Raw genomic sequence first — 22,313 nt, 5'->3', positions numbered from 1 at the left:
GTGATCGACACGCCTCTGGGCACTGTCGGGTTTTCCGTGATGCTGGGGTCGGACGTGCTACCGGGGGAGCCTAATGCCTTGTGGCGGTTGCCCAATGGATCGCATTTGCATCGGTGGGAGCATCGGGGGGCGACGGTGGATCTGTTGATCGGGAGTGTGGATATACCGGCGTGGGATGGGGGTGCGGCGGTTCCGATCTGGGCGGGGATCTGGCAGGTGCAGGCGGGGGCCGGTGTGTCCGGGCTGGTTGTTTCGGCTGAATTGAGTGACTTTCCGGCGGATGCGTATTGCGGGCCGGATCCGGGGGAATGTCTTGCGGCGGTGAGTGTCGAGAACGAGCACTTCATGGTGTCGATCGGTGGCCCGGATTCCGAGTTGCTCGGTATGCAGGCCGCCGACGGTCGGTTGATGCCCTACAGCTGGGAGCACCTGCTGCCGACCGGTGAGGATGAGACCGGCTCCGAATACGGTGTGCGATACGCGGATCCGGCCCGGGTCGAGTGGCATCTACCCGCGCTGGCTCCTTCGGAAGTGGCCCGCTTGTGTATAGCGACCGCTTGGTCCCCGCGTGATGACGACCGCCCTGCCGCCTGGTTCTCCGTCGACATTCCCCTCGATACCGCGTATCTCCACCTCATCGCCGATCCGTCCTGACCGGCGCGCCGCACCCGGGAACATATGGGATAAGGACGACGCCAAGGTTACGGATCCGCGTAACACGGTGATTCCGTGGCGTTCCCGGTCCGGCCGGGCCGCACAGCCGCGAAATCCTGCCGGAAACAGCCAGGTCAGACCGGATTCGCGGAGTGTAACTGGTCGTTAACCTCAACTGCTTGTCGCGTAACATGCGGTCGGCGCACGCTGTGGCAATGCAGGACAGCACGGAGTCGGCGGGCCGGAGATCCGGGACCGTGAGCGCCGACGAGCAGTCGAGATTCCGGGATCAACTTCGGGAGGTGCTGCCGTCGGCGTCGCAATTGCTGGCGCGGCGACTGCAGGACCTCTTGCGTGCCGGGATTCGCCGCGGCGCGTTCGGCGATGGCCGGCTCCCGGATGAACGGCAGCTCATGGCCGCGTACCAGGCGCCGCGCGATGTGGTGCGCGCCGCCTTGGATCTGCTGCGGCGCGGCGGGCTGGTGGAGCGGCGGCGCGGCATGGGAACCATGCCGATCCGGTCGGATTACATTGTGTCCAGCGCGCTTCCACCCGAAGGACGCACCCTCGAAGAGCATCTGGCGGTCGGCCGGATCGCACCCCGGCTGTTGCATTGGGCCTGGATTCCGGCACCGGAAACCATCAGTGACCGCCTGACCGGTGTGCGGGCGGGCGACGACTGCCTGTGCATCGAATACCTGCTGCTCCTGGATGATCGGCCGATCGCGGTATTCACCAACTACCTGCGGTCGCCCGAGGCGGCGCGCATCGATCGGGTGGCGTTCGTCGACGACTTCTATTCGCTGCTGCGCCACGGCGATGTCGCCATCGAGAACTTCGACCTGGGCATGCAGGCCGCGCGCGCCGACGATCACACCGCGGCGCTGCTGCATCTGCTGCCCGGTGAGCCGGTACTGCTGGTGGAGCAGTCGATTCGCGACCACACCGGCGCCGTCATCGACTACGCGCTCGGAACCTGTTGCAGCGACCTCCAATTCCGCATCGACCGCGTGGCCCGCATCGATATCGATCGGGTCGCGCGCATCGACCTCACTCGCACGACCCGTGAACCGCTCGAGGAGCACTGAATGAGCACTGTCACACCCGAGATCCGCACCCTGACCGAGGCCGCGGCCGCGCTACGCCACGGCGATATCCGCGCGGTGGACCTCGTCGACCAGGCGCTCGCGAACGCCGACACGCACGACGGCGATATCGGCGTCTTCCTCAGCCGCTTCGACGACCGGGCGCGGGAACAAGCCGAGCGTGCCGACGCCAAGCTCGCCACCGGCGCGCCTCTGGCGCCGCTGGACGGAATCCCCTTGGGCCTCAAGGATATTCTCGCCCACCCGCACGCACCCACCACCGCACAGAGTCTCGTACTCGATCCCGCCTGGGCCGCGTCCGTCGGCCACAGCGTCGCCGCGCACCGGCTCGAGGTGGCGGGCGGCATCGTGGTGGGCAAGACGACCACCATGGAGTTCGCCATCGGAGTTCCCGACCCGGACAAGCCCTTTCCGATCCCGCGCACGCCCTGGGACCCGGAATGCTGGGCGGGCGGATCCAGTTCGGGTTCGGGCAGTGGCGTCGCGGCGGGCATGTTCCTCGGCGCGATCGGCACGGATACGGCCGGCAGCATCCGCATTCCGGCGGCCTTCAATGGAATCACCGGTCTCAAACCGACTTTCGGCCGCGTCCCGAAATCGGGTGTGGTGCCACTGGGTTACACCCTCGATCATGTCGGCCCCATGGCACGCAGCGCCGCCGACTGCGCGCTGCTGCTGTCGGTGCTTGCCGGTCACGCACCCTCCGACCCGTACAGTGCGCGGGTGCCGGTCGCGGACTATCCGGCCGCACTGTCGGGGAACCTGCGCGGCATCACCATCGGCGTGGACACCCTCGACCGATATGCCACGGGCGGAATCGATCCCGCACAACCCGCCCGCTTCGCCGCCGCCGTCGAGGCCCTGCGGGACGCGGGCGCCACGATCGTCGAGGTGGAGCTCCCGATGTATCCGGAGGTGACAGCGGTCGACATCGTCGTCATGCTGGCCGAGGCGCACGCGTACCACCGCGGCGACCTCCGCACCCGATGGACCGACTACGGTCGCGCAACCCGGATCATCCTGGCGGCCGGTAGCGCGGTCAGCGGCCCGGATTATGTACAGGCACAACGTGTCCGGAGTATCGCGCAAGATCGCGTACGAGACTTGTTCGCCCGCGTGGACCTCATCATCACACCGACCGGTCACCTGGGCGCACCCCGCCTGGACACCATCGACCAACTCGAGCCGATGAGTGTCCTGGCCTCCCTCCACACCCCTTACTGGAACCCGCTGGGCAACCCGACCTTGGCGGTCCCGATCGGCCTATCCGACTCCCACACTCCACTGTCGATGTCCATCACCGGCAGGCCTTTCGACGAATCCCTCGTCCTCCGCGCAGGCGACGCCTACCAACGCCGCACCGACCATCACCTCGCCATCCCCACCACCCTCGAGAAAGCGATTCGATGACACCCTGGTCCACCAACCCCGACGAATCCGCCGCCATCGACGCCCTGTCCACCTACCTCACCACCTTGACCGAATCCCTGCACGCCATCCCGGATGCCCGCTACACCACCCCTTCCGGCGGCTTCACCCTCCCTCCCCACGCCCTGGATATCAGCGCCCCCTCCGACCTAACGGACGAGACCCGCAACGCCGCCTGACTGTCGTGCTGCCGGTGCGGCCCCCGCCACAGCCGTGGCCATCCGAGGCCGGCGAACTCGCGGTCAGTTTGCGTGGGCGGCGCGCTACTGTCGTCAGCTATGACGTTTGTAGCCGACCCGCGGGTGGATGCCTACATCGATGCGCTGCCGCAGTGGCAACAGCAGATTTGCCAACAGGTCCGGGAACTGGTGCACGCGGCCGATCCCGAGGTCGTCGAGACGATCAAGCGCACTGTCCAACCGTATTTCGTCTTGCAAGGCAATATCTGTGCGCTGCTCGCGACCAAGGATCACGTGAATGTGTTTCTCTACGACGGCGGTATCGTGCCGGATCCGGAGGCGATCATCACCGGCGGACATACCAACAGCACGGGCCGCACAATGGCCGTGTACGCCGGTGAGACGGTGAACGCCGCAGCGTTGTCCGCGATGTTTCGACAGATCATTACCAATAACCGGGCTGGGGGATGGCGCAAGCTGAAAGGTTAGCTTCGCCGCGGGTTTCCCGGGGCACCAACACGGAGACGGCGGCCCGTCCAAGTCGTCGACCGGGCTACCACCGGTCCGAAAGCGCCGGGGCTGCAAAGGATCCGGGCGAGCGGGCCCACCTGCTGTCCCGGGTCCGTCACACCGGCTGAACGAACACAGCAGCCTGGCCGTCCAGCAGGCGGCGGATCTCCTCGTCCGGATACGGCGTGCTCCGACTCGTCTGCTGGAACGCACGCGTGAATGCGGACATCGCCGCAGCGACCGGCGCATGCCGAGTGAGGACCGCGGCGGCTCCCTCGGGGATGCCCTCCGGCGGCCTGCCCTCGGCGATGGCCCGCACCATCGCGGTGCGTGTCTCCCGGCCTTCCACCCCGTACAGGGCGGTGAGCAGCCAGTTCACCAGGTAGGTGGCAGTGAAGCCACGGTCATAGCTCTGGTTCTGGTCGAAGAACGCGGCTTCCCGCGGCGAGAGGTCGAACCCGGAGGAGAGCGCGAGGCCGTAGTCGGCGAAGTAGAGGCGCCGCCCGTCGGTCAGGATGTTCCAGAAGTGCGCGTCGATATGCAGCAGCCCACGGGAGTTCATGAACGCGGTGCCTGCGGCCAGTTCCCGCTCCACCATGGCGCAGGCCCGGTCGGTGGCCTCATCGCCCGCCTCGATCTGGGCGTTCAGCCACTCGTGCAGGGTCTGCGGGATGTATTCCAGGAACAGCGCGATGCTCGCCGAAGAGTCCCTGAGGGCCTCGATCCGGTGGCGTACCTGCGGTCGGCCGTCCCAATAGGCGACGGCACGATCGATGTCGGCGAGCTCGGTCGGCAGCGGCGTCGTGTCCGGCAGCACCCGCCAGTGGTACATCAGCGGAAAGCCCTCACGTTCGGCAGCGAGCACCCAATCCGTCGTCATGGTGTGCACGGCGAGCTCCCGCCAGGCCCCGAAGCCCGCCCCACCGATGAGGCCGACGCCGTAATGGCAGAACAGCGGCAAGTCGAACAGGTTCGCCGTGGACCGGACATGCTCCGGCCGCCGTTCCAGGTCGGTGAGAGGTATTCGCTTCACGAAAACCGGCGTTCCGGCGATCTCCAGCAGCGCCGACTTCCCGCCGATACCAACGCCTATCGGCGCGGCCGCATCCACGAGCTCGCGCAACGCGTGATCGCTGTGCAGCGCCAGCGCCGTAGAAACGGCACCGTGGACGCGCAGGCGCTCCGGGCGCGACATGTCACAGGTCGCCGCCGCGTCGCGAGAGATCGCCTCCCCATCGTGCATCACCACGATCAACCCTCCAGTTGCACTGGCGATTCTGCTGCAATCAACAGTCAGCCTATCTACCGCGTCTGCGAGCAACACCTCGATGTGGCGGGGTGGCAGCGAGAAAGGACAGCGGCACGTGAAGGGTTCGAGAAGTTCGTCTTCGCCATTCGCCGCGAGATCCCAGGTAGTGCGGGGGATACCTGCACTGGGGCAGGAGGCGGCTCGGATGCGCTGGCCAGCATAGGAGTCCGCCTCTTCGGGGGCAGCATCTACAACAATACGAACCCGCCGTGAGCTGCGAATTTCCGCCGATATGCCGATTGCGCGATGGATGACCAACCGCCAGCGGTCTGGATCCTCGGTCTTGGGGACTGTTGCGGTGGTTGGCGGCGATTTTCGCGGACTGGTTGCCGCGGTCGAACTGGGACCCGTGTGCACGCAGGGTCAGATCGACAGTTCCTCTGTGCCGCGCCGCTTCTGGCCGCGTGTTTCGCCGCTGCCGGGCGTTTGACTGTTCAAGATGTGCGTGGAGATGATCAGCACTTCGGCGGTTTCCTCACCGGTATTGCTGATGACGTGGGGCAGGCGCGCCGGGAACTGGAGTGCGTCGCCACGATCGAGGTCGAGGGTGTCGGTGTTGAGGGTGACGCCCACGGTGCCGGCGAGCACACAGAGGAATTCCTCGCCGGAATGCTGGGCCTCCGGTGTCGCCGAGCCGCATTGCAGCGCGAGGTGCAGTGCTTCGATACCGGGGAAGTGCCCGCTCAGAGTTGACAATTCACCGCCGGCGATCTGTCTGGGGACGAGGTCCGCGCGGCGGGTGAGGTGATACACGGTGGTGGTCTCGTCTTCGACGAGTTCGCTCAGCGTGACCCCGAATGTGCGGGCCAGTTCGATGAGTGTGCCCAGGGACGGTTGCCGTGCGGACGACTCGATTCTGGACAGCTGAGTGGTGGACAGGTCGACACGACCGGCGAGAGCGGCAAGGGTCCATCCTCGCTCACCACGTAGCTGGGCGATGCGCCGCCCGATCCATCCGGCATCGATCTCACGCTCTGGCATGAGCCCAATCTACCCCTTGTTGCCTCATAGGCAAAGCAATTTACCTCTGAGGTTGACAAGTGCTGGTCGGTATCCGATGCTTGTCGCACACCGCCACCGGATCGGTTCGGCGGCCATCCAGGAAGGCTCGACCATAAACGCGTAACCTGCGAAACAGCTTGTGCTCCTGATGGATTCGTAACGAATCGAGTCGACAGCGCAAGTATTACCGCCGCCACGATCAGCTCGATTGCGGCCCGCCCGGCCCTGTCCGGCGAACTCTCCAGTGCCCCTTCGGGTGCCGCGACACCGTTGCCCATGAGGCCATGCCTGCCTCGACCGTGGTGACGCGTGCACCGACATCGAACCTTGGCATCCGCAATCCCGCACCGCATGTCCGGCGGCGGATGTCGGCTGCCCTCATCGACCCATCGCAGTGGTCATCGAGCTCATCGAGCCCCGCCTGCCGGGGTCCTCACCACCGCCGCCCACCGCAGACCAACTACTCACCAGCACTTCACACGAAGCAGACCAAGGAGCAACTCGATATGACCGACAACAGCACTTCCGCGGCCGATTCGACCTGGATCGGCATGGTGCCGGTGGAGGATACGGTCCTCGCCGTCACCGATACCGGTGGTCCCGGCATCCCTGTCGTCTACCTCAACGGCTCCTACGCAACCCAGAAGGACTGGAAGCGCGTGATCGCCGACCTCGGTCCCGGCTTGCGGCACATCACCTTCGACGAGCGGGCCCGCGGCAAGTCGAAGACCTCGGCGGATTATTCCTTCGAAGCGTGCCTGCGCGATGTCGACGCCGTCCTCGCGGCGCGGGGAGTCGAGCAGCGGCCGATCCTGGTGGGCTGGTCCTACGGTGCGCTGGTCGCGGTGCATTGGGCCGAGCGCCATCCCGACCGCGTCGCGGGGGTGGTGTCGGTCGACGGCGCGCAACCGTACGGGTTGACCGACGAGGCAGGCAAGGAGCGGATCCGCAAGCTGTTCCGTCAGACTCGGCCGCTCATGCCGCTGCTGCGACCGCTGGGTCTGGCCGCGCGGATGAGCGCTGATCAGCATGCCGAGATCAACATCGAGCTCAACGAGCTCTGCGCCGCTCTCGCGCCGGTCCTCGAGCGCGTGAGCTGCCCGGTGCGTTACGTCCTGGCCACGGGCGGCAACCTCGGCGGCAGCGAAGGGGAGATGGAAGCCGTGCGAGCCTCACTCGAACCGGTACTCGCCCGTAACTCGAATCTGAAGGTCAGCGCGAAGGTCTCCAGCAACCACAGCAAGATCCTGGCCAAGGACTTCCGGGCCGTCGCCGAAACCGTGCGCGAGACAGCAACTCTCGACCGACAGGCCATATCCAACCGCTGACCGACGCGCTCACTCTCGGTCATTCCATCAACTCGGGCAATTGACTTCCACCACAAACGAATTCAAGGAGTACACCGCTATGTCCATCACTCTCACCGACCAGGACAAGATGACCCTGCGCACCGCCGCCTACGGCGCGGTCTCGCTACTGGCCGCTGCCGGCGCTGCCGGCAGCTCACCCCACAAGATCGCCACCACCGGCACCGTCGCCCTGGCGTCGGCAACAGGGCTGGTCGGGCGCGTACTGTCCGAGAAGCGACAGGCCGTGAACCTCGACGGTAAGTCCGTCGCCGAAATCTCCGAGCATGTGCTTCCCGCCTTGACGGCCTCCATCGACCTGCTCGCCGATCAGGCGCCGGCCGAGACCGACAACTTCCGCAGGACCGTCCTCGTGGCCATCGAAACCGCCCAGCAGGGCCGACCCACCGCTGCCATGGCCGACATGACTCGCAAGATCACCGCAGCCCTCGACGCCGCGTAATGCGTTCGGCCGCACAACCACTGCCGTTGTCAGGGACCCATAATGCGGCCCCTGACAACGGCAGGCCGGCCGGCGATGGCCGATGCGCCAGGCGTAACGGCCGCTTCTGCCTGCGCGGCGTGCTCTACTACACCGGCATGCCGGTTCCGCGCGGTAAGGACATCCGTGTGTCGATCGGGATGCACGTCGGCGTGACCTCGATCCTGGGGATGGTCGGCACCCTCGCCGTTGTGCTCAATCGCCTCTGAGACTCGGCCGAAATCCACGCTTGTGCTGTCACGCCGATACGACGACGATGCGCGGGACCGGCACTGCCGCAACGCTGTCCGCGTCGGCCCGATCGACCTCGGTCAGGTCGGCCCCGTGCGTCTCCCGGAAGAACAGCAACGCCACTACGGTGACAGCGGCGGACGCCGCCAGGTATGCCGCGATCGGCACGGACGATCCGTACACATCCAACAGCCGCACCGCGATGATCGGGGCAAGTGAGCCGGCTATCACCGGTGTCACCTGATAGCACAGGGACACAGCGGAATACCGCATCCGAGTCGGGAACATCTCCGCCATGAGCGCGGGCTGTCCGGCATACATGAAGGCATGGCACACCAGCCCGGCGACGACGGCCGCCAGGATTACCCAGCTCTGCTTGCTGTCCATCATGGGGAACGCGAAGAAGCCCCACATACCGCCGGTGAGCGCGCCGATCAGATACAGCGGCCGCCGGCCGTAACGATCACTGAGCCTGCCGACCAGGGGAATCACCGCGAAATGCACGGTGTGCGCGACCAGCAGCCACCACAGGATCATCCTGGTGTCCGCACCGACATGGACCTTCAGATACGTGATGGAGAAAGTGACCACCATGTAATAGAGGACGCTCTCACCGAAACGCAGCCCCATCGCGGTGAACACCTCGCGAGGATAGCGGGTCAGCACCTCGATCACGCTCGAAGTCGCGCGCCGCTGCGGCATCGGAATGGCTTGCCCGGCAGCGAAGATCGGCGCATCGGTGACCTTGGCGCGCACGTAGTAGCCGAGCAGCACGAGCACTGCCGACAGCCAGAAGGCCACCCGCCAGCCCCAGCTCAGAAAGGCCGATTCCGGCAGGATCGAGGTCAGCACCAGCAACGCCACCGTGGCCAGTGCATTGCCCGCCGGCATGGCCGCCTGCGGCCACGACGCCCAGAATCCCCGGCTGCGGCTCGGACTGTGCTCGGCGACCAGCAGGACCGCCCCACCCCATTCCCCGCCGACCGCGAAACCCTGGATGAACCGCAAGATCACCAGCAGCGCCAGCGCCCGATAACCCGCCTGCGCGAAGGTCGGCAGACAGCCCATGAGGAAGGTGGAAGTACCCACCAGGATCAGGCTCAGCTGCAGCAAACCCTTACGACCGTAGCGATCTCCGAAGTGCCCGAACACGATTCCGCCTAGCGGGCGGGCCACGAAACCCACCGCGTAGGTGGCGAAGGCAACCAGGATGGCATTCATCTCACCGGTTCCCTCGGCGAAGAACACCTTGCTGAAGACCAGGGTCGCCGCGGTGCCGTAGAGGAAGAACTCGTACCACTCGACAACGGTTCCGGCCATGGACGCAGCCACGACACGTCGCAACCCGGCCGGCCCCGACCGGGTCCGAGACCCTGGCCCGCGAGTACTCATCGTGCAAACTCCTCACCGTAGAACCGGATAACCATACCGGCGAGTTTGTATCGCGGAGACCCGGCGAGCGGGCGCTCTGATCCAGGCCCCTATCGGATATCGGTCCGACGCTGCCGCGACCTCACTGGCAATATGTCTTGCCTCTGTGGCCGCACAGCGTCGATTTCTGCGGTAACTTGGCCGCATGCCAGAGAGCGAAATCGACACCGGCTGGATCGGACGGCGGATCGGCAAGCTGCGCAGCGAGCGAGGATGGACCCTGGCCGCCCTCGCCGCTCGCGTCGATCTGTCCACCACCCAGCTGTCCAGGATCGAGTCGGCCGCACGGCAACCGTCCATCGGCACCCTCATCGAACTGGCCCGTGCCTTCGGCGTCACACTGAGCGAACTCGTCGACGGCGAAGAGACCAGCCGCTATCACCTCACCCGCAACGCGGACCGGATAACCCGCCACATCGCCGGCGGCGAAGCATCCACCTTGAGTGGCCGCTACCCCGGCCTCGACGCATTGCTGCTCACCCTGCAACGCGGTTCGTCGATACCCGAGGCTCGCCACGCAGGAGAGGAATTCCTGTGCGTTCTCACCGGCACCGTGGACCTCACCATCGACACCGAGAAACTCGTTTCCCTGACAGCCGGCGACACGGTCCACTTCCCTGCCGATCTGCCCCATATCGTCAGCAATACCGGGGAGGAGACCGCCGAAGTGCTGATCGTCGCCACCCACACCCCCACCGCGAACCTTCCGGCCCCCGGACCCGACAAGCAGCCGCACGCCACGCAGGGGCAGCCGCTCTGACTGCCGTATGACGGATCTACCAACGCGGATTGGACTTCGGAGACGCGGGGCGATCTACACCCTGCCGCATACCGGGCTTCAGTCGAGGCAAGCATCCGCTTTTGCCGCGACCCGCGCGTTGGTCGACCGCCCAAACCGGTTGGCCGCCAGTGCTTCCAAACGCGCGCTACTGGCGATGTCAGGGCGAAGCACCCCGGTGATGGAGACGTTGTGCAACGTTGCCGAAGACATCCCGCTCACTCATCGGCACGGTAAGATCGGCGCAGGTAAACGCCTCATTCAGCGAGGAGCGGACATCATGGCTGAGACCAACCCCAAAGAATCCGCACAGCCACAGTCACGTTTGGAGCCCGGCGACTCGGAGGAGTTCGACGACGGTCCGATGGAGGACTATCCGTTGGCTTTCGGCACCTCGGTCGACATTCCGGAGCCGATCCTCGTGCGGGAATGGAAATAGTCCGACACACGAACGGACCCTCGGCATAGGTCAACGACCATCCTCAAAGCGCCCGGACATTGCCGATAAGTGCACTGACATGCCGCATGGAGCGCTGACCGAACCGGCCGGCGCGGCACAGTGGAAGATCAACGGGCCGTGTCGATCCCACGCGACAAATGGGTTTACGCGGATGCGGTGGAGTAGGCGTCCACGGCGCGCGCCCATCGCTGAGCTGGCTCAGCGGGGAGGAACGAACCGAGAAAACTGTTGCGGGCCACGGTGACCAGGTCGTCGCGGGACAGCTCCATCTCGGTGTGGCAGACTTGGAAATTCTCGTTGACGTAACCACCGAAGTAGGCAGGGTCGTCGGAATTGATCGTGACCCGCAGTCCGGCGGCCAGCATGGCCGCCACCGGGTGTGCGGCCGGTGCCGGCACCACTTTCAGCCGCAGATTCGAGAGCGGGCACACCGTCAACGGAACAGCCCCGGCGACGAGGTCGGCGACCAGCGACGGATCGTCCATACACGCCACACCATGATCGATGCGGTCCACTTCCAGGATGTCCAGGGCTTCGCGCACATACGACGCCGGGCCTTCCTCGCCCGCGTGGGCCGTGCGATGCAACCCCAGCCGGCCGCATTCGGCGAAGAACCGCGCGAACTTCGCTGGTGGATTGCCCACCTCGGCGCCGCCCAGCCCGAACCCCAGAATGCGGTCCGCCCAGGGCCGGACCGATTCCAAGAGGGCGAATGCGTCCGTCTCGGACCGATGCCGCTGGGCACTGAGCACCAGGCCGGCGGACATGTCCAACTCGCCTTGGGCATCGTCGATCGCGGCCAGGGTTCCGTTCATGACTGCGGCTACATCGACACCTCGTTCGAGGAAGCTCTGTGGCCCCAGGAACATCTCGGCGTGCACCACGGTGCCGGCCCGCGCCCGTCGCAGGTACGCAAAGGTCACGTCATAGAAGTCCTGCTCACCGACCAACACCCGACACCCCTGGTAGTACAGGTCCAGGAAGGACTGGAGATCGCGGAAATCGTAGGCGGCCCGCAGATGTTCCGGTGATGCCCAAGGCAACTCGATGTCATTGCGTTTCGCCAGCGCGAACATCAGATCGGGCTCGATCGAGCCCTCCAGATGTACGTGCAGTTCCGCTTTGGGCAGCCCGGCAATGAAGGCACTCGGATCCACGCCTGCTACCCCTCATTCTCAACCCAACAGCCATCTCGGGACCACGACCGCGCTACCACGCTCCCTCAACCCTACGGACGGACACCACGACCACGCCACGCCGAAGTCGAACCGGTTGACGAATCCCGACACCGCCATGATACTTAGGTTTGTGCCTAAGTATCATGGTGAACTCGACGCGTTGCTCCGCGCTCTCGCGGATCCGACGCGTCGAGCCATCGTCGAGCGGTTGGCGAAGTCGCCGGCCGTCGTATCCGAGCTGGCGACACCGTTCTCGATGGCGTTGCCGTCACTGATGCAGCATCTGCGTGTCCTCGAGAACGCCGGGCTGGTGACGTCACACAAGCTCGGGCGGGTTCGCACTGTGAGCCTGCGACCGGGTGCGCTCGATGTCCTGCACCTGTGGCTCGGAGAGTTACGAACCCCCGCGGAACACCAAGCCGACCGGCTCGGAATCCACCTGACCCGCACCGATTCGAAGGAGACCTGAAATATGACCCGCGTTCGCATCGACTTGTTCGTCTCGCTGGACGGCTTCACCTCGGCGACCGACAATTCCCCCGAAAATCCGATGGGCGAGGACTGGGGGCGCCTCTCGGCGGGACACGTTGCGACCCGCACGTTCCGCGAGCGTGTGTTCGGCGACGCCAGCGGCGCCGGCACGACCGGCGTCGACGACCGCTACACCGCCGCGTTCTTCGAGGGAGTCGGAGCCGAGATCATGGGCGCGGGCATGTTCGGGCTGCACGCGTTCCCCGGCGACCCGGATTGGAAGGGCTGGTGGGGTGACAAGCCGCCGTTCGGCACGCCGGTCTATGTCCTCACCAACACACTGCGACGCCAGGATTGGTCACAACCGGCCGCGCCGGGTGGATACCCGTACCGGGTGGTCCCGCGGCCGTCGATCCCGATGGAGGGTGGGACGACGTTCCACTTCCGCAGTGGCGCGATCGAGGACGTACTCGCCGAGGCGACCGAGGCCGCGGGTGGTCGGGATGTGCGCGTCGGCGGTGGCGTCGGTACCGCGCGCGCCTTCCTGCGCGCCGGCCTGGTCGACGACTTGCACCTCATGGTCGCGCCGATCGTCCTGGGCCGGGGAACTGGGCTGTGGGACGATCTGGGCGGTCTCGACCTCACCCACAAGGTGACGACGGAAGTGGGCGAGAGCGGCACGATCCACGTCACGTTCACCCGTTAGGACGCGCACATGATGACCGAACGCCGACTCGCGCGTGCCGAGTTCACCCTGACTCGCAGCTATCCGGTTCCCGTTGAGCGCGTCTGGGGCGCGTTCGCCGAGGAGCAACAGAAGTTGGCCTGGTGGGGCGCCGGCGATGCTGCGGAGCCCGGCGAGTGGGCCTTCGACTTCCGCGTCGGCGGCCGCGATGTCGCCGAGGGGAAGTTCCACGACGGTCCGGTGTCGCGGTACGAGGCCACCTACACCGATATCGTCGAGCACATCCGCATCGTCACGACGTACGACATGTGGATCGACGGGGCTCACATGTCAACATCGGTGGCCTCTCTGGAGTTCGAGCCGATCGCGGAGGGCACTCGGTTCACCCACACCGAGCACGGCGTCTTCTTCGACCAGTTCTGGGCCGACGGGCCGAACCGCGAGCAAGGCACCGCGGGGCTGCTCGCTGCTTTAGGCAACTACCTTCGATGACGACTCGGTGAGCTTCAGTCCGAATCCGCGAAACTCGCGCTAGCAGCAACGAGCATCCGCTCATGGCTCCCCTCTATGTCAAGACGTCGGTGCGAGTACTTCGTTCGGGCCAAAGTTCAGGATTCCAGGGCCGCTCGGGGTCACATGGCGGGGCTGGAGAAGTCGTTGCTGCCGGGTGTGGTCTTCGCGGGGTACGTGATACGACCTTCGCGACGCAGCCGCCGCATCCTACGGCCGAGCAGGAAGAAGACCAGCGCGAACACGACCAGGCCGCCGGCGGGGATCGTGATCGCCAGCAGCAGGCCTGCGTGTGCGCTCATGGGTCCATCCTGCCTTTCGAATGCCCGCACCTGCCCATGCCACGCTGACCGAACCGGCCGGCGTGAGGCAGCGGAAGATCAACCAGCCGTGCCGATCCGAGTCCGGCGGAACGTCCTCGACTGCCGAATGGCGCGTAGTTCGAAATGGAGAACGAAATGCTGTAGCGGGATGTCGGCGGATTCGAGTCAGGCGCGAACTTCTCGCCAATATTGGTGTACCAGAACCGATTACGGAACGACCAGGATCCCGCCGACGTAGTCGAGGATCTGTTTTGCTGCGCGACCCGGAAGAGTGATTCCGCCCGTCATGAATCGGTCATGATCGGTCGCCGATCCTTCTCGTGAAAGACGTTCCGGCAGTGGAACTCGACGGAAGGATTGTTGTGAAGCGAATGATCGTGGTGTCCGTGGCCGCCGTATCGGTGCTGGGTTTGGCTGGATGCTCCTCGGGAGGCGGCTCGGACAAGGCGGCGGCCTCGACGACCACCAGCGCCGCCGCGTCGACCACGACCGGTTCCGCCAAGCCTGCGGGCACTGCGGCGGGAACGAAGAAAGCATGCGACGATCTCAGCGCCGCGCTGAGCGAATTCGGCACCAAGAAGGACGAATTCACCGCGCAGGCGACGAGTGGGAACGGCGCCATGATCCAGAGCTACTTCGAAACCCTTACCGCGCGAATCCGCACCGATGCCGGCCTCACCGATAATCCGCAGGTGAAGAACGGCATCGAAGCGCTGGCGAAGCTCGGTGATGGTGTCGTGAACGCCAGTACGCCGGAGGAATTCAAGGCCGCGATGCTCGCCTTCGGCGGATTCGCGAACAGTGACACCTTCAATAAACTGGGCGACGCCTGCGACGCCGCCTGATGCTTCAGCTGTCGGAGCTACCGGCCGCGCTGGACGGAATGAGCCCCGCCGAATCCATCGGCGAGGCCGCACTCCGGTGAGATGCCGACTCAGGCGGCGACCTCGTTGAGCTTCGAATTCCGGTAGCCGAAGCCCCAATACACGCCCAGGCCGAGCACCAGCCAGACCACGAAACGCACCCAGGTGATCAGGGTGAGTTCGCTGATCAGCCAGATCGAGAAGCCGATGCCGATGAGCGGGACCACCGGCACCCAGGGGGTGCGGAACGCGCGATCGGCGTCCGGGCGCGTCTTGCGCAGCCGCATCACGCCCAGCGCGACGACGATGAACGCCATCAGGATTCCGATATTGGTGAGTTCGGCCGCCTGCCGGATCGGGAGGAAGCCCGCGATGAGCGCGGAGACGACACCGACCGGCCAGATCACGCGCGTGGGCACCCGGCGGGCACTGCTCTTACCGAAATAGGAGGGCAGCAGGCCGTCTCGGCTCATGGCGAAGCCCACCCGGGTAACGGCGAGCATATTCGCGAACGCCGACGTGGTGACGCCGACGACCGCGCCGACCGCGATCACCAGGCCGAGAACCCCCATGCCCACCGAGTCGAAAGCACTCGAGAACGGTGAGGACACCGCGATATCGGTGTAGTTGACCATGCCCACGATGACGAGGCACACCAGCAGGTAGATCACCGAAGCGATACCCAGACTGATCAGGATCGCCTTGGGCATGAGCCGCTTACCGTCCTTGGACTCCTCGGCGGCCGCACTCATCGCGTCGTAGCCGTAGACCGCGAAGAAGGCGAGCGCCGCACCGGAGACCGCGCCACCGACACCGAACGGGAAGAACGGCGTGTAATTGCCCGACTTGATATGGAAGACACCGGCAACGATCACCACCGCCACGATCACCAGCTTCACCGCGACGAGACCCGTTTGCACACGGGCGGATTCACGTGTGCCCCGCGAGAGCAGGAAAGCGAGCAGCAAGCACAGCAACAGCGCGAACAGATCCACGCGGTGACCATGACCCGAACCCGGAGCGCCGAGAGCCCAAGTGGGCAAATCGAATCCGATGTAGTGGGTGATGTAGTTCAAATACCCCGACACCGCGATGGCGACGACCGAGACGATGGCGGTGTACTCCAGCAGCAGATCCCATCCGATCATGAAACCGATGATCTCGCCCAGCGCCACATAGGAATACGTGTAGGCCGAACCCGCCTTGGGCACCATGCCCGCGAACTCGGCATAACACAGGCCCGCCGCAGCGGAGGCGATGATGGCGATGGCGAACGAGACCAGCACCGCCGGCCCGGCGACTTCATTGGCCACGACTCCGGCGAGCGAGAAGACTCCCGCGCCGACCAGCCCACCCAGGCTCAGCGCCACCAACTGCCATAGGCCCATACTCTTCTTGAAATCGCCGGTATCGGGGACGTTCACGGGCATGCGCCGCAGCACGCCGCTCATGGTCATGGGAGCGCGCGTGCGCTTGGTTACGACAGCCATTGTCGTGGCCTTTCGGGTGGTGATCGGTGAAACTGTGTGCTCGTAGGGGCGTGAAATCGATTGCGTCAGAAGACGAAACCCTCGGGGAACGGGTCCGACGGGTCGAGTAGATAGTTCGCGGTGGCGGTCAGCCAGGCGCGCCCGGTAATGGCGGGCACGATCGCGGGACGCCCGCCGACGGTCGTGGTGTCCACGGCCCGCGCATGGAAGGTGGTGCCGATGAACGAATCGTTGCGCAGCGGCTGATCACCGGACAGCAGGCCGCGCGCGTGCTGGCGGGCCAGCAGCGCGGAAGTGCCTGTGCCGCAGGGGGACCGGTCGAACCAGCCGGGGTGAATGGCCATGGCATGGCGGGTGTGCGCGGGCTCCGAGGCCGGGTCCAGGAACAGGACATGCTTGCAACCGGAGATCTGCTCGTCGTCGGGGTGCACGGGGCGGCGGGACTCGTTGATGGACCGCATGATCCGCAACCCCGCGTCGAGAATGCGGTCCTTGTGCGCGCGGTCGAACGGCAGGCCTAGCTTGCCGAGATCGACTATGGCGTAGAAGTTCCCGCCATACGCCATGTCATAGCGCACCGTACCCAGGTCCGGCACTTCGACCGCATTGTCGAGGCTGTCGCAGTAGGCGGGCACATTCCGTAGAGTGACCGAATCAGCGTGCCCCGCAGTGACATTCACCGTGGCGACCACTCGTCCCGCTGGAGTGTCCAGCCGGATCTCCGTAACCGGTTCGGTGACGGGCACCATCCCGGCCTCGACCAGCGCGGTCGCCACCCCGATGGTGCCATGACCGCACATCGGCAGCAGCCCACTGACTTCGATGAACAACACACCATAATGCCCGTCGGCAGTGGTCGCCGGCTGCAGGATGGCCCCGCTCATGGCGGCATGCCCGCGCGGCTCATTGACGAGCAGCTTCCGCAATCCATCGAGATGCTCGAGAAAATACGTGCGCCGCTCCGCCATGGTCGCGCCCGGGATCGTGCCGACCCCACCGGTGATCACCCGGGTCGGCATGCCCTCGGTATGGGTATCGATAGCGGAGATGATCATGCTGCTACGCATCAGGGCTGTCCTTCGGTATCGAGATCGGCTAGTTCACGGAGGCGGATGGGAGCGGCCAGCGGCCGCCACGCGGGAGTGGCCGCGGCCAGACCGGGGGTCGTGTGCTCGGGACCCCCGTCCGGCCACTCGCTGTGGTCGGCCGGGCGTACGTGTTCTCGCAGTGCTGCGATGGCGGCCGCGCAGATTCGGCCCTGGCAGGGGCCGAGTCCGGCGCGGGTGGCCAGCTTGGCGGACCGGTATCCGCCGCCCGCGGCATGGGTCCAGGCGGCGGTCAGGTCGCCGCGGGTGGTGCTTTCGCAGCGGCAGATCACGGTGTCGGGTTTCGACCAGGTCAGGACGCCGGGGCGGATAGGGTGCGCGGCGGCGAGGCGGGTCACGAACTGCTCCGCTGTGTGGCGTCGGGAACCTAGCGCGCGATCCTCGCTGGGATCGGCTCCGGCGGCGCTCATTCCGGCGACTCGGCCTTCGATCGCCGACACCTGCGCGCCACCTATGCCGGTGATTTCGCCTGCTGCCCACACGGCTTCGGCGGTTGTTCGCTGGTGCTCGTCGACCCGGACGAAGCCGTCACCGGTCAGCTGCGCGCCCGCGGCGACGGCGAGTTCATGCTGCGGGGTGAATCCGTGCGATACCGCGACCGCGTCGACCGGGATCGTCGTGTGGCTGCCGGGGATCGGCGTCCAGTTCTCATCGAGGCGGGCAATGGTGGCCTCCTCCGCCCGGCCGTCTCCAGCCACCGCGACGACCGCGGTCGAGGTGCGCAATGGAATGCGATGTCGGACACCGGAACCGAGATATTCGACCAGCTCGCCGGCCTTGCCGAGGCTGTGCCGTAATTCCCATGGCCGCGTGGCCCACTGGCGGAGGATCTGCCGGGCGGGATTGGCCTCCAGGATGGCGAGTACGTCCGCACCGCCCGTGGCCAGCGATTGGGCGACCGGAAGCAGGAAAGGCCCGGTGCCGGAGAGCAATACGGATCGGCCCACCAGCAGTCGTTGCGTCTTGGCGAGGGTTTGCGCGGCACCGGCGGTGTAGACGCCGGGCAGATCCCAGCCGGGGAACGGGCACACCCGGTCATAGGCGCCCGTTGCGATCACCAGGGCGTCACCTTGCACGACGCGCTGCGTGCGCTGCTCGCCTTCGATGCCGATCAGCAATCGCACTGCGGGACAACCACCTTCGAGATGCCGCTCGATCTGGTAGACGGCCGCCCAGGGCAGGTACTCGCAGCGCGGATGCGCCGCCAGCCATGCCGCACGATCCGCCGCCGCCCGGTAGCCGTGCCCGATGGACAAGGGCCTGCGCACTCCGAAAAGGGCGGGAATGCGCCGGTTGTACTGGCCGCCGAGCGCCTCGTTGGAATCGATCAGCGTCACGGAAGCCCCGTGCCGCAGTGCCGATTCCGCGGCGGCGGTACCGGCCGGGCCGCCGCCGATCACGACCACGTGCCTGGTCACAGTTCCCCCTCGAAGACGCGGGTCTGGGTGGCGATGCTGTCGCCGTCACGCGCCGGCCGCCGGCACAGCCGGATATCGGGCACGCCATTGACGGTGGCGACACAGTCGAAACAGATGCCGATCCCGCAGAACACGCCGCGCGGCGCACCGTCCGGCGCGGTCCGCCACTGCGAGCGGCCCGCAGCCAGCAGGACGGAAGCCAGGGTCTGGCCTGATACACCCCGCAGCTCGACACCGTCGATGACGATCGTCAACGGCCGGTCCGCGCGGCCGACACGATCGGATTCGGGCGGAATCATGCTGGGACTCATAGGGACACCTGCTCCCGAACGGTGATGACGGCTGGACGGTTGACGGCGAAGGCCGTGATATCGACCTCCTTGGGGCGGCCCGCGAGTGCGGCGGCGATCAGTTCCGCCGTGCCCACCGAGAGACCGATCCCCGCCCCCTCGTGGCCGGTCGCATGCCAGAGGCCCGGCAGCCGCGGATCGGGACCGATCACCGGCAGATGATCGTCGACGTACGGCCGGAATCCGCCGTAGGCGCGCATGATCGCGACGTCCGCCAGCACCGGATACAGCCGCAAGGCCTTACGGGCGATGGCGGCCAGGCTGTCCGGCCGCAGCCGATCGTCGAAACCACACTGACGGCGCGACGAGCCCAGCAGCAGCGGACCGCCCCGGGTGGACTCGACCACCGCCGAAGACTGCAGCGCGGCATCCGAACTACCCACCGCACCTACATAATCCGCGTCGTAGACCTTGTGGAATACGGTCGGCGGCAGCGGAGCGGTGATCAGCACGTCCCCGCGCCTGGGCTTGACCGCGATCGGCGCGCCCAGCAGTTCGGACACCCGGCCCGACCACGGCCCCGCCGCATTGATCACCACATCGGCATAGCGCGCACCCCGGCTGGTCCGCACACCGACCAGCCGCCCGTCCCGGGCGATGGGTCCCGTTACCGCACACCGTGTTTCGACAATCGCCCCGGCCGCGACGGCGGACCCGATCAGAGCCGCCGCCGCACCGACTGGCTGGACCTGAGCATCGTCGGGGTAGAAGACGCTCGCGGTAACCTCCCGCGTCAATGCGGGTTCAGCCGCGGCCAGCCGGTCCGCATCCAGCGATTCGCAACGAACTCCAGCCGCCCGCTGTCTGCCGGCGAACTCCTCCAGCGCGGCCGCCCCAGCCTCCGTGGTGGCAACAACGATGCCGCCCTTGGGTTCCCACTCGACGCCCGCGGCATCCTCGGGCAGCCGCCCGACAATGCGCTGCAGTACATCCGGCCACAGCCCGCGAGAGAACGACGCGAGCTCCAACTCCGGCCCCGGACCCTTATCCGAAACGAGAATATTGCCCTCACCATGCGCGGTGGTCCCGGAAGCGAGCGCCCCGGCCTCGCAGACCCGCACCGACATGCCCTCGAGCGCAAGCCGATCCGCGAGCGCACAACCGATCATGCCGCCACCGATGATCAGCACATCGCTACCGGTCGACGAGACGCCCTCGCGCCAGCCGAGACCTGTGGCGAACGGGGCGGACGCCGCGGCGGTCGGGGAGGCATTCGCGCCGGACAGGCCGAGACTCGCGCCCGATGGACCGAGACTAGCGTCAGGTTGTCCGACACCCGCGCCGGACGGTCCGGGGGTCGCGTCCGGTTGTTCGGGAGTCGCGCCGGACGGTCTGGGGGGCGCGTCCGGTTGTTCGGAAGTCGCGCTGGATGGTTCGGGGGTCGCGCCCGGTGAGTCCGGAGTCATTGCGCGCGTTCCCCGTTCACCGAGCGTGGCACCGCGAGGGGATTTGCGGTGCGCAGCGGTTCGGGTAGCAGTTCCTCGGGGGCCGACTGGTAGGTCACCGGGCGCAGGAATCGTGTAATCGCGGCAGTGCCAACCGAAGTCGTGCCCGGCGCGGTGGTGGCCGGGTAGGGGCCGCCGTGCTGCTGCGCGTACGTCACCGAGAGTCCGGTGGGCCACGAGTTCCAGAGGACTCGACCGGCCACCCTGGTCGCGGCGGTGAACAGGGTGCGAGTCGTTTCGTCGGCCTGCTCGCCGAAGATGGATACGGTCAGCTCACCGTGCATCGAGTGGGCGAGTGTCAGCAGTTCTGCTGTGTCCCGGTAGGTCACCAGCAGCGTTGCCGGGCCGAACATCTCGTGCATCAGGCGATCGGGGTCCGACAATGCCGCGTGTGCCGTGGTTGCCAGCAGCAACGCCTCTCCTGGGCGTCCACCGGCCAGGACCCGTACGTCCGGATGCGCGCGCACCTGCTCGACGGCGTTCGCGTATCCGGCGGCGATCTGCTCGTTGAGGAACTCACCCGTCGGCGGCAGAACGGCACTGCTCAGCTCGGACAGCACCGGAGCCCCCTCAGGCACCGCTACCAGGCCGGGCTTCGTACACAGTTGTCCTGCACTGGAACTCACCGCGGTCAGCAGTCCCGAGGCGATCTCCGCCGCCCGCGACTCGGCTGCGCCGGGAGTCACGAACACCGGATTGATCGATCCCAGCTCGCCGTAGAACGGAATCGGCACCGGTCGTGCGCACGCGAGGTCATAGAGCGCGCGTCCGCCGGCCGTCGAGCCGGTGAATGCCACCGCGCTCACCGCGGGGTGGGTGAGCGCCTGCACTCCGGCCTGGCGACCGAGGATCAGGCCGAAGACGCCAGGGGGAGCGCCACATTCGGCCAGCGCCTCGTCGATCAGCCCGCTTACGGCGCGGGACAACTCGGGATGCCCCGGATTGCCCTTCACGATGACGGGACAACCGGCGGCCAGCGCCGACGCGGTATCTCCACCGGCAACGGAGAAGGCGAACGGGAAGTTGCTCGCCGCGAAGTTCAGCACCGGGCCGATCGGAATATTCATGCGGCGCAGATCCGGTCGCGGCGCACCCATCGGCCAGTCCGGATCGGCGGTATCGATGCGCACATCGAGAAAACTGCCGTCGAGCACCAGTTGGGCGAACAGTCGCAATTGGAAACTGGTGCGCCGCACTTCACCGGTCAGCCGCGGCACGCCCAGACGCGTTTCGCGCACTGCGATTTCGATAAGCTCCGCGGCCTGCGCGTCGAGCCGGTCGGCGATTCCTTCCAGCACCCGGGCCCGATCACTCAACGTCATTGCGGCCCAGTCGCCGGCGACCCGAGCGACAGATTCGACGATGGCATCGACCTCCTCCGCACCCGTATCGGCGACCACCGCTGCTCGATCGGCGACCACCGCTGCTTGATCGGCCATCCCGACCCCAGACGACTCCGCGCCGGCGGCAACCCCGCCGGTCATCGCCTCCGCGGCGTCGCCCGCGGTCGTGCCCTTGCTCGTCATCGTGCGCTCACT

At 66.4% G+C, this 22,313-nt stretch carries 25 protein-coding genes; 14 read left to right on the top strand and 11 right to left on the bottom strand.

From position 1 onward, the window contains the following. The first annotated feature begins 135 nt into the window (after positions 1-135). From ACIP5Y_RS31455 to ACIP5Y_RS31435, 5 genes are all read left to right on the top strand, one after another. Positions 136-654, top strand: coding sequence for a hypothetical protein (locus ACIP5Y_RS31455; RefSeq protein WP_400355572.1), 519 nt, complete (start codon positions 136-138; stop codon positions 652-654). Between the two features lie 215 nt (positions 655-869). Further along, the gene (locus tag ACIP5Y_RS31450) at positions 870-1,742 is read left to right on the top strand and encodes a GntR family transcriptional regulator (RefSeq protein ID WP_400355570.1); all 873 of its coding nucleotides are present in this window, start codon (positions 870-872) and stop codon (positions 1,740-1,742) included. Beyond that, positions 1,743-3,170: an amidase gene (locus ACIP5Y_RS31445; protein ID WP_400355568.1), complete on the top strand. Its 1,428-nt coding sequence runs from the start codon at positions 1,743-1,745 to the stop codon at positions 3,168-3,170. Continuing rightward, positions 3,167-3,367 (top strand): hypothetical protein, encoded by a 201-nt coding sequence (locus ACIP5Y_RS31440; RefSeq protein WP_400355566.1) that lies wholly within the window; start codon positions 3,167-3,169, stop codon positions 3,365-3,367. The genes ACIP5Y_RS31445 and ACIP5Y_RS31440 overlap by 4 nt, the downstream gene beginning before the upstream one ends. A gap of 99 nt (positions 3,368-3,466) precedes the next feature. Further along, positions 3,467-3,856 carry a DUF1801 domain-containing protein gene (locus tag ACIP5Y_RS31435; protein ID WP_400355565.1) on the top strand — a complete coding sequence of 130 codons (390 nt, stop codon included), beginning with the start codon at positions 3,467-3,469 and terminating at the stop codon, positions 3,854-3,856. 136 nt (positions 3,857-3,992) lie between these two features. Here the strand turns inward: ACIP5Y_RS31435 and ACIP5Y_RS31430 are convergent, their stop codons facing one another. Together ACIP5Y_RS31430 and ACIP5Y_RS31425 are read right to left on the bottom strand one after the other, a co-directional pair. After that, complete coding sequence (locus ACIP5Y_RS31430; protein WP_400355563.1) at positions 3,993-5,444, bottom strand: protein kinase family protein; 1,452 nt, start codon at positions 5,442-5,444, stop codon at positions 3,993-3,995. A 105-nt stretch (positions 5,445-5,549) separates the two neighbouring features. Continuing rightward, positions 5,550-6,167 (bottom strand): helix-turn-helix domain-containing protein, encoded by a 618-nt coding sequence (locus tag ACIP5Y_RS31425; RefSeq protein ID WP_400355561.1) that lies wholly within the window; start codon positions 6,165-6,167, stop codon positions 5,550-5,552. Positions 6,168-6,694: 527 nt separating this feature from the next. On the opposite strand from ACIP5Y_RS31425, the gene ACIP5Y_RS31420 reads away from it, so the two are divergent. The 3 genes from ACIP5Y_RS31420 (at position 6,695) to ACIP5Y_RS31410 (ending at position 8,245) form a co-directional block, all read left to right on the top strand. After that, a complete protein-coding gene (locus ACIP5Y_RS31420) occupies positions 6,695-7,516 on the top strand; it encodes an alpha/beta fold hydrolase (RefSeq protein ID WP_400355559.1) in 822 nt (273 codons plus the stop codon). A 79-nt stretch (positions 7,517-7,595) separates the two neighbouring features. Continuing rightward, complete coding sequence (locus ACIP5Y_RS31415; RefSeq protein WP_400355557.1) at positions 7,596-7,997, top strand: hypothetical protein; 402 nt, start codon at positions 7,596-7,598, stop codon at positions 7,995-7,997. A 26-nt stretch (positions 7,998-8,023) separates the two neighbouring features. Then, on the top strand, positions 8,024-8,245 hold the full coding sequence (locus ACIP5Y_RS31410) for a hypothetical protein (protein WP_400355555.1): 222 nt from the start codon (positions 8,024-8,026) through the stop codon (positions 8,243-8,245). Positions 8,246-8,273: 28 nt separating this feature from the next. On the opposite strand, the gene ACIP5Y_RS31405 is transcribed toward ACIP5Y_RS31410, so the two are convergent. Continuing rightward, on the bottom strand, positions 8,274-9,659 hold the full coding sequence (locus ACIP5Y_RS31405) for an MFS transporter (RefSeq protein WP_400355553.1): 1,386 nt from the start codon (positions 9,657-9,659) through the stop codon (positions 8,274-8,276). Positions 9,660-9,843: 184 nt separating this feature from the next. Between ACIP5Y_RS31405 and ACIP5Y_RS31400 the strand changes: the two genes are divergently transcribed. Further along, positions 9,844-10,458 (top strand): helix-turn-helix domain-containing protein, encoded by a 615-nt coding sequence (locus tag ACIP5Y_RS31400; RefSeq protein WP_400355551.1) that lies wholly within the window; start codon positions 9,844-9,846, stop codon positions 10,456-10,458. A 298-nt stretch (positions 10,459-10,756) separates the two neighbouring features. After that, the gene (locus ACIP5Y_RS31395) at positions 10,757-10,915 is read left to right on the top strand and encodes a hypothetical protein (protein ID WP_400355549.1); all 159 of its coding nucleotides are present in this window, start codon (positions 10,757-10,759) and stop codon (positions 10,913-10,915) included. Positions 10,916-11,079: 164 nt separating this feature from the next. On the opposite strand, the gene ACIP5Y_RS31390 is transcribed toward ACIP5Y_RS31395, so the two are convergent. Next, positions 11,080-12,093, bottom strand: a complete 1,014-nt coding sequence (locus tag ACIP5Y_RS31390; protein ID WP_400355548.1) for an adenosine deaminase — start codon at positions 12,091-12,093, stop codon at positions 11,080-11,082. A gap of 151 nt (positions 12,094-12,244) precedes the next feature. Here ACIP5Y_RS31390 and ACIP5Y_RS31385 point away from each other — a divergent pair, with 151 nt between their 5' ends. The 3 genes from ACIP5Y_RS31385 to ACIP5Y_RS31375 are packed head-to-tail and all read left to right on the top strand — an operon-like array spanning position 12,245 to position 13,762. Continuing rightward, positions 12,245-12,583, top strand: coding sequence for an ArsR/SmtB family transcription factor (locus ACIP5Y_RS31385; protein WP_400355546.1), 339 nt, complete (start codon positions 12,245-12,247; stop codon positions 12,581-12,583). Between the two features lie 3 nt (positions 12,584-12,586). Continuing rightward, positions 12,587-13,291, top strand: coding sequence for a dihydrofolate reductase family protein (locus ACIP5Y_RS31380; protein WP_400355544.1), 705 nt, complete (start codon positions 12,587-12,589; stop codon positions 13,289-13,291). A gap of 9 nt (positions 13,292-13,300) precedes the next feature. Beyond that, positions 13,301-13,762 (top strand): SRPBCC domain-containing protein, encoded by a 462-nt coding sequence (locus ACIP5Y_RS31375; protein ID WP_400355542.1) that lies wholly within the window; start codon positions 13,301-13,303, stop codon positions 13,760-13,762. Between the two features lie 140 nt (positions 13,763-13,902). On the opposite strand, the gene ACIP5Y_RS31370 is transcribed toward ACIP5Y_RS31375, so the two are convergent. Next, positions 13,903-14,082, bottom strand: a complete 180-nt coding sequence (locus tag ACIP5Y_RS31370) for a hypothetical protein (protein WP_400355540.1) — start codon at positions 14,080-14,082, stop codon at positions 13,903-13,905. A gap of 383 nt (positions 14,083-14,465) precedes the next feature. On the opposite strand from ACIP5Y_RS31370, the gene ACIP5Y_RS31365 reads away from it, so the two are divergent. Continuing rightward, positions 14,466-14,948, top strand: coding sequence for a hypothetical protein (locus ACIP5Y_RS31365; protein ID WP_400355538.1), 483 nt, complete (start codon positions 14,466-14,468; stop codon positions 14,946-14,948). An 89-nt stretch (positions 14,949-15,037) separates the two neighbouring features. Here the strand turns inward: ACIP5Y_RS31365 and ACIP5Y_RS31360 are convergent, their stop codons facing one another. The 6 genes from ACIP5Y_RS31360 to ACIP5Y_RS31335 all read right to left on the bottom strand — a co-directional run bounded on the left by ACIP5Y_RS31360 (position 15,038) and on the right by ACIP5Y_RS31335 (position 22,301). Then, positions 15,038-16,456, bottom strand: a complete 1,419-nt coding sequence (locus ACIP5Y_RS31360) for an amino acid permease (RefSeq protein WP_400355536.1) — start codon at positions 16,454-16,456, stop codon at positions 15,038-15,040. Positions 16,457-16,521: 65 nt separating this feature from the next. Beyond that, positions 16,522-17,523 carry a proline racemase family protein gene (locus ACIP5Y_RS31355; RefSeq protein WP_400355535.1) on the bottom strand — a complete coding sequence of 334 codons (1,002 nt, stop codon included), beginning with the start codon at positions 17,521-17,523 and terminating at the stop codon, positions 16,522-16,524. Next, positions 17,523-18,980, bottom strand: a complete 1,458-nt coding sequence (locus ACIP5Y_RS31350) for an NAD(P)/FAD-dependent oxidoreductase (RefSeq protein WP_400355533.1) — start codon at positions 18,978-18,980, stop codon at positions 17,523-17,525. Before ACIP5Y_RS31350 ends, ACIP5Y_RS31355 begins: the two co-directional genes overlap by 1 nt. Continuing rightward, the gene (locus tag ACIP5Y_RS31345; RefSeq protein ID WP_400355531.1) at positions 18,977-19,291 is read right to left on the bottom strand and encodes a (2Fe-2S)-binding protein; all 315 of its coding nucleotides are present in this window, start codon (positions 19,289-19,291) and stop codon (positions 18,977-18,979) included. The genes ACIP5Y_RS31350 and ACIP5Y_RS31345 overlap by 4 nt, the downstream gene beginning before the upstream one ends. Continuing rightward, positions 19,288-20,736 carry an FAD-dependent oxidoreductase gene (locus ACIP5Y_RS31340; protein ID WP_400355529.1) on the bottom strand — a complete coding sequence of 483 codons (1,449 nt, stop codon included), beginning with the start codon at positions 20,734-20,736 and terminating at the stop codon, positions 19,288-19,290. The genes ACIP5Y_RS31345 and ACIP5Y_RS31340 overlap by 4 nt, the downstream gene beginning before the upstream one ends. Next, positions 20,733-22,301 (bottom strand): aldehyde dehydrogenase (NADP(+)), encoded by a 1,569-nt coding sequence (locus tag ACIP5Y_RS31335; RefSeq protein ID WP_400355527.1) that lies wholly within the window; start codon positions 22,299-22,301, stop codon positions 20,733-20,735. Before ACIP5Y_RS31335 ends, ACIP5Y_RS31340 begins: the two co-directional genes overlap by 4 nt. Between the last annotated feature and the right edge of the window lie 12 nt (positions 22,302-22,313).

Origin of the sequence: Nocardia sp. NPDC088792 (assembly GCF_044750615.1) — a bacterium.
Classification (GTDB): Bacteria; Actinomycetota; Actinomycetes; order Mycobacteriales; family Mycobacteriaceae; genus Nocardia.
This window is presented reverse-complemented; position numbering and strand designations above follow the sequence as displayed.